Consider the following 6,983-nt stretch of genomic DNA (forward strand, 5'->3'; position numbering starts at 1 on the left):
GGCCATGAAGTCGCCAGCCACGGTTATCGCTGGATCGATTATCAAAACATCCCGGCGGAAGTGGAGAAGGCGGATATGATCCGCTCGATTGAGGCCATTAAACGCCTAACCGGCAGCCGCCCGCTCGGCTGGTACTTGGGCCGGTGCAGCCCGAATACCTGGCGGCTCGTGGCCGAGGAAGGCGGGTTTCTGTATAATTCCGATAGTTATGCCGACGATTTGCCCTATTGGGACAAGAGCCACGGCAATAATCAGCTCATAATTCCCTATACGCTCGACGCCAATGATATGCGCTTTGCCACCGCGCAAGGCTTCCATACCGGCGACCAGTTTTTTGCCTATCTGCGCGATGCCTTCGACGCGCTCTATGCCGAGGGCGACACCGCGCCGAAGATGATGTCGGTCGGGCTCCACTGCCGCCTTATCGGACGTCCAGGGCGAGTGATCGGCCTGCGGCGCTTTCTCGATCACATCAGCCGCCATACCGGCGTGTGGGTCACGCGGCGCGTCGATATTGCCCGCCATTGGATCGCCACGCACCCCGCCTAAATTCTAACCATTTGGTCAAAAAATAGTGCGACGCGGGGGTCGCTGCCGCCAAAATGCGCAGATTCGCGCCGGCCCGCAAGCTGGAACGGGTTTTGCCATAGAAGCACAGAAGCCCGATGGGCATTGGACGAGCAGGAGAAAAAAGGCATGGCACAGGTCAAGGGACGGCGCGGATTTATAAAGTTTCTGTCGCTTGCGGTGCTGATGGGCTCGGCCCTGTCGGCCCCGGCTTTTGCGCAGACCGCCGTAAAAGTAACGCTGGATTGGAAGTTCCAAGGCCCGACCAGCTTTTTCCTCATCGCGCTCGATAAGGGCTATTACAAGGCCGAAGGACTGGATGTAACCATCGACTCCGGCCAAGGCTCGGCGGGGGCGGTCAACCGGGTTGCCTCCAGCGCTTACGAGTTGGGCTTTGCCGATGTGAATGCCCTCATCGAATATAATGCCGCCAATGCCGATAAGGCGATTAAAGCGGTGATGATGGTCTACGACTTCCCGCCGTTCGGCGTCTATGCGCTCAAGAGCAGCGGCATCACCAAACCCGCCGATCTGGTCGGCAAAACCCTGGGTGCGCCGGTCTTCGACGCCTCCTACAAGCTGTTCCCAGCTTTCGCCCAGAAGGTCGGCATCGATCCTACCGCCGTGCCGCGCAAGAATATGGACCCGTCTTTACGCGAAGCCATGCTGGTCCGCAAAGAGGTGGATTTCATCTCCGGGCATTATTTCTCATCCTTCCTCGACCTAAAAGCCAAGGGCGTGAAGGGCGAAGATATCGTCGCGATGCGTTATTCGGACTTTGGCATGGATTTCTACGGCAACGGCCTGATTGCCTCGCCGAAGATCATCGCCGAAAAGCCGGAAGCCGTGAAAGGCTTCATCCGCGCCACCATCAAGGGCCTGAAAGATATGATCGCCGATCCGAAAACCGGGATCGCCGCGACCAAAAAGAAAGACCCGCTGATCGAAGAAGCGCTGGAAATGGAGCGACTGGAACTTGCCATTAGCACCAATATCATCACCCCCAACGTCAAGCGCGACGGTATCGGCGGGGTCGATATGGCCCGGTTGAAACGCTCCATCGATCAAGTGGCGCTCTCGGCGGGGCTGAAAACCGTCCCCGCGCCGGAACAAGTATTCGATTCCTCTTTCCTGCCGCCTGCGGCTGATCGGAAGCTATGAGCGAGGCTTTTATCCGCATCGACGGTGCAAGCCTGACCTATGGCGAGGAGGGCGGCACGCTCGCCCTCCAAGGCATCGACCTTACTTTGCACCGGGGGGAGTTTCTGGCCGTGGTCGGCCCCTCCGGCTGCGGGAAATCGACCCTACTGAAGCTGATTTCCGGCCTGCGCCCGCCGTCCGCCGGGTCGGTCACGGTGGCGGGGCAAAAGGTAACGGGGCCGCTGAAAATCGTCGGCATGGCGTTTCAGAACCCCACCCTGCTGCCCTGGCGCACCGCACTCGAAAACGTGCTGCTGCCGCTGGAAGTGGTAGAGCCGCATCGGCGCAACTTTCGCGCGGATCGGCGCAACTATGAGAACAAAGCCCGCCAACTCTTAGCGAAAGTCGGCCTGACCGGCTTTGAGGATCATTACCCCTGGCAGCTTTCGGGCGGCATGCAGCAGCGCGTTTCCCTCTGCCGCGCTTTGATCCACGAGCCTGACCTTCTAATGCTCGACGAGCCTTTCGGCGCGCTCGATACCTTCACCCGCGAAGAACTGTGGGAGGCCCTCCAAGCCCTGTGGCTGGAACGGAAGTTCACCACCCTGCTCGTGACCCATGATTTGCAGGAGGCGGCGATGCTGGCCGACCGCATTATTGTCATCTCCCAGCGGCCCGGCACAATTTCCGCCGCCTGCGAGGTCAATTTCCCGCGTCCCCGGTCGCTCGATCTGCGGTTTGCGCCCGATTTCAACGCCTTGCTGCACGACGTGCGGGCAAAAATCGACGTCGCCCGGCAAGTGCCTTTGTCGCTGGGGGCCGCATGACCGCCCGGCAACGCAAACTCTTCCGCGCGTCCCTGCCCTGGCTGTCCGCCATCGGGTTGGTTGTCTTGTGGGAGCTTATCTGCCTCGTCTTCCAAGTGCCGGAAAGCATTTTGGCGACGCCGACCGCAACTCTGAAAGCCCTCATCCAATACCGCGAGGCCATTTGGCTGAACGCCGGGCAGACGCTGTTCACCACCCTGATCGGCTTCGGCCTTGCTATCGTCTTCGGCCTTGCCCTCGGCGTTGCGATTGGGGCCGCGCCGCTGCTCTATCGCGCGCTCGGCCCGTTGCTGATCGGCTTCAACGCCATCCCCAAGGTGGCCCTGGTGCCGATTTTGGTGATGTGGTTCGGCATCGGCACAGTTCCGGCGATCATTACCGCCTTCCTTATTTCCTTCTTCCCGATTGCGGTGAATGTCGCCGCTGGGATTGCAACGCTGGAGCCCGAATTGCAGGATGTGCTGCGCTCGCTTGGGGCGCGCAAACGCGATATTCTTTGGAAAGTCGGCTTGCCGCGCGCGCTGCCCTATTTTTTCGCCTCGCTGAAAGTGGCAATTTCCCTGGCCTTCGTCGGCTCGGTCATCTCCGAAACCGTGGCGTCGAACGAGGGGATTGGGCATTTGATGCTGGTCGCCTCCTCCTCCTTCCGTACGCCGCTGCTCTTTGCCGGGCTGGTGGTGATCGCGGTTCTGGGGATCATCATGTACGCCGTCGCCGCCCTGATGGAACGGCGGCTCGCCCATTGGGCGACGCGCGGCACCGATGGGGGATTGCACGGCGGTGGTTGACCAAAAGGTCAAGCGCCGACGGGATCGAAGCGACTGGCGCATTGACCGCCCGCGAGCGTTGCGAGTGCAGCCAAGCGGACGGTTGTCCGCGCCCGGCGCTTGAGGGACGAAAAAAGCTTGGTGGTTGACCAAAAGGTCAAATCAGCAGAACACTAGGGTTAGATTCTAGCACCGAGGCACGATGCAAACGCCAATTCGCTTCCTCATGGGTGGGCAGGTTCACGAGGTTGTCGTCACCGACCCAACCGTTACCCTGCTCGATTGGCTGCGCGGCAGTGCCCGCCGCCCCGGCACGAAGGAAGGCTGCGCCGAGGGCGACTGTGGGGCCTGTACGGTCGCCATCGGCACGCTTTCGGGGGACGGCGTGACCTATCAGGCGGTGAACGCCTGCATTCAATTCCTACCCATGCTGGACGGCAAGCAGGTGGTGACGGTGGAGGATCTGGCACCCTCGGACGCCGATCTGCACCCGGTTCAGCAGGCAATGGTGACGGAACACGCCAGCCAATGCGGTTTCTGCACCCCCGGCTTCGTTATGAGCCTCTATACGCTCTACCAGACGCGCCATACGGCCCCCGCGCGCGACGAGATCAACACCGCGCTCGCCGGGAACCTCTGCCGCTGCACGGGCTATAAGCCGATCATCGCGGCGGCGGAAAGCATGTTCACCCTGCCCCGCCCCGCCGCCGAGCCGCCGGTTGCGCTGCTGAAGCATATCCAACGCCGCGAGTCGCTGTCGATCACTACCGAAACCGGCCAAAGGTTCGACGCGCCCGGCACGTTGGACGATTTGGCCAATCTGGTTGACCGCTTCCCGCAGGCCGAGCTTTTGGCGGGCGCGACCGATATTGGCCTGTGGGTAACGAAACAGCACCGGCAGATGCCACATCTGATTTCGGTCGGTGCCGTCGCAGCCCTGAAGGCGATTGACGGCAAGGCCGACACCATCACCTTCGGCGCGGGGGTGAGTTTTACCGATGCCCTGCCCTATCTGGCGGCAATCCACCCGGATTTAGAGCGGCTGTTCAAGCGCATTGGCTCCGCGCAAATTCGCAACAGCGGCACCCTGGGCGGCAATATCGGCAATGGCTCCCCCATCGGCGATTCGATGCCCGCGCTCATCGCCCTTGGGGCAACGCTCACCTTACGCAAGGGCAAGACCGAACGGGTTTTGCCGCTCGAAGATTATTTTCTCGACTACCGCAAAACGGCGCGGCAACCGGGAGAGTTTATCGTTTCGGTTTCGGTATTAAGGCTAGACTCTCAGTCTCGTTATGGAACCGATAAGATTTCCAAACGCATTGACCAAGATATTTCCGCCGTCTGCGGGGCCTATCGGTTGGAGCTTGAGGATGGGATCATCCGGGCCGCCCGGCTCGGCTTTGGCGGCATGGCGGGCATTCCGGCGCGGGCGCGGGCAGCGGAGGCGGCATTGCGCGGGAAGCCCTTCACGGAAGCCACGACTCGGGAGGCGATGGCGGCCCTTGCCGAAGATTTTAGCCCGCTCAGCGATATGCGCGCCTCGGCCCAGTATCGGCTCACGGTGGCGCGGAATCTCCTGCTGCGCTTTTATTTGCGCGAAACAGGCGCGCTGGCTCAGGAGGCCGCCGAATGAAGGATGGAGCCCTTCCCCCCACCCCAACCGTCGGCACGACCCAGCCCCATGATGCCGCCCGCCGCCATGTGCGCGGCACCGCGCCCTATATCGATGATCTGCCGGAACCGGCGGGGCTGCTGCACGCGGCGGTCGGCCTCAGCCGCCACGCGCATGGCCGCCTGAAGACGCTCGACCTAAATAAAGTCCGCGCCTATCCCGGCGTCGCAGCCGTTCTGAGCGTGGCGGATATTCCCGGCGAGAATAACGTTGGGCCGGTGCTGAAGGACGATCCGATTCTGGTGGAAAGCCTGATCGAGTTCCACGGCCAAGCGCTTTTCGCCGTCGCCGCCGATAGTCTACACGCCGCCCGCCGGGCCGCGCGGCTGGACGTGGCCGAGGTGGAACCCCTCCCGGCATTGCTGACGATTGACGACGCAATGACCGCCCAAAGCTTCATTCTGAAGCCGGAACGGATGGCGCGCGGCGACGCGACGGCGGCGATTGCTGGGGCGGCCCATCGGTTCGCGGGCACGCTCGACATGGGCGGGCAGGATCATTTTTACTTGGAAGGGCAAATCTCCCTCGCCATCCCGACCGAAGAAGGCGGGGTGCTTGTCTATTGCTCCACCCAGCATCCTTCGGAAGTGCAGCATCTCGTCGCCCACGCCCTCGGCATCCCCGACGCGCTGGTGACGGTGGAAGTCCGGCGCTTGGGCGGCGGTTTCGGCGGCAAGGAAACCCAGGCCGCGCAGTTTGCCGCGCTGGCGGCGATTTTTGCGCTGAAGACGGGCCGTCCCGTCAAGCTGCGGCTTGACCGCGACGATGATATGGTCATGACCGGCAAGCGCCATGATTTCCGCGTGCGCTACGAGGTTGGCTTCGACGCCGAGGGCCGGATTGAGGGGCTGGCGGTGGAGCTTGCATCGCGCTGCGGCTATTCGGCGGACCTGTCGGGCGCGATTAACGACCGCGCCATGTTCCATATCGATAATTGCTATTATCTGCCCCATGTAGCGGTCGATTCGTACCGGCTGAAGACCAACACTGTTTCGAATACCGCCTTTCGCGGCTTCGGCGGCCCGCAAGGCATGCTGGCAATTGAAGCCGTGATGGACGATATCGCCCGCACCTTGGGCCGCGATGCGCTCGACGTGCGGCGGATCAATCTCTACGGGCCGGGGCGCGATATTACTCCCTACGGGCAAACGGTGGATGATGGTATCGCCCCGCGCCTGATGGCGCGTCTGAGCGAAAGCGCTGCCTATAGCGCGCGCCGGGCAGAGGTCGCGGCCTTCAATGCCCGTAACCGCTACGTGAAGCGCGGGCTGGCGCTGACCCCGGTGAAATTCGGGATTTCCTTCACCACGACGTTTCTCAATCAAGCCGGGGCCTTGATCCACGTTTATACCGATGGGTCGGTGCAGGTGAATCAGGGCGGGATCGAGATGGGCCAGGGGCTCTATCAAAAAATTCGGCAGGTGGTGGCCGATTGTTTCGGTATCGGGTTAGAAAAAGTTCTAGCGACGGCGACCACAACCGGCAAAGTGCCGAATACCTCCGCGACGGCCGCTTCGTCCGGAGCCGATATGAACGGCAAAGCCGCCGAAGGCGCAGCCCTCACAATCCGCGCCCGGCTGGCAGCTTTCGCCGCGCAGAAATATGGCGGGACGGAAAATGAGGTTCGCTTCAGCGGTGGACAGGTGCAGGCGGGGGAAACCCGCATACCCTTTGCCGAACTCGTGCGCTCTGCCTATCTTGCGCGGATTTCGCTCTCGTCCACCGGCTTCTACGCCACGCCGAAAATTCATTTCGACCGGGAAACGTTCAGCGGTAGGCCGTTCCTCTATTACGCCTATGGCGCGGCAGTGGCTGAGGTTGAGGTCGATTGCCTGACCGGGGAAAACCGCCTGATCCGGGCCGATATTCTGCACGATTGCGGCGCGTCGCTGAACCCGGCGCTGGATAAAGGCCAGATCGAAGGCGGCTTCATTCAGGGCATGGGCTGGCTGACGATGGAGGAACTGGTGTGGGACGCGCAAGGCCGCCTGCGCACCCACGCCCCCT

At 62.0% G+C, this 6,983-nt stretch carries 6 protein-coding genes; all 6 read left to right on the plus strand.

Annotated elements, in window-relative coordinates; genetic code table 11:
- On the plus strand, nt 1-549 hold a 549-nt coding region (locus tag ACIQ36_RS17000), incomplete at its 5' end, for a polysaccharide deacetylase family protein (RefSeq protein ID WP_395831500.1).
- A 147-nt stretch (nt 550-696) separates the two neighbouring features.
- The gene (locus tag ACIQ36_RS17005; protein WP_395831502.1) at nt 697-1,728 is read left to right on the plus strand and encodes an ABC transporter substrate-binding protein; all 1,032 of its coding nucleotides are present in this window, start codon (nt 697-699) and stop codon (nt 1,726-1,728) included.
- Nucleotides 1,725-2,534, plus strand: a complete 810-nt coding sequence (locus ACIQ36_RS17010; RefSeq protein ID WP_395831504.1) for an ABC transporter ATP-binding protein — start codon at nt 1,725-1,727, stop codon at nt 2,532-2,534. Before ACIQ36_RS17005 ends, ACIQ36_RS17010 begins: the two co-directional genes overlap by 4 nt.
- Nucleotides 2,531-3,322 (plus strand): ABC transporter permease, encoded by a 792-nt coding sequence (locus ACIQ36_RS17015; protein WP_395831506.1) that lies wholly within the window; start codon nt 2,531-2,533, stop codon nt 3,320-3,322. The genes ACIQ36_RS17010 and ACIQ36_RS17015 overlap by 4 nt, the downstream gene beginning before the upstream one ends.
- Nucleotides 3,323-3,503: 181 nt before the next feature.
- Entirely contained in the window at nt 3,504-4,937 is a 1,434-nt protein-coding gene (gene xdhA, locus ACIQ36_RS17020) for a xanthine dehydrogenase small subunit (protein ID WP_395831508.1), read from the plus strand.
- On the plus strand, nt 4,934-6,983 hold a 2,050-nt coding region (gene xdhB / locus ACIQ36_RS17025), incomplete at its 3' end, for a xanthine dehydrogenase molybdopterin binding subunit (protein ID WP_395831510.1). The genes xdhA and xdhB, both read left to right, overlap by 4 nt.

It is taken from the genome of Elstera sp. (genome assembly GCF_044372965.1).
GTDB lineage: Bacteria > Pseudomonadota > Alphaproteobacteria > Elsterales > Elsteraceae > Elstera.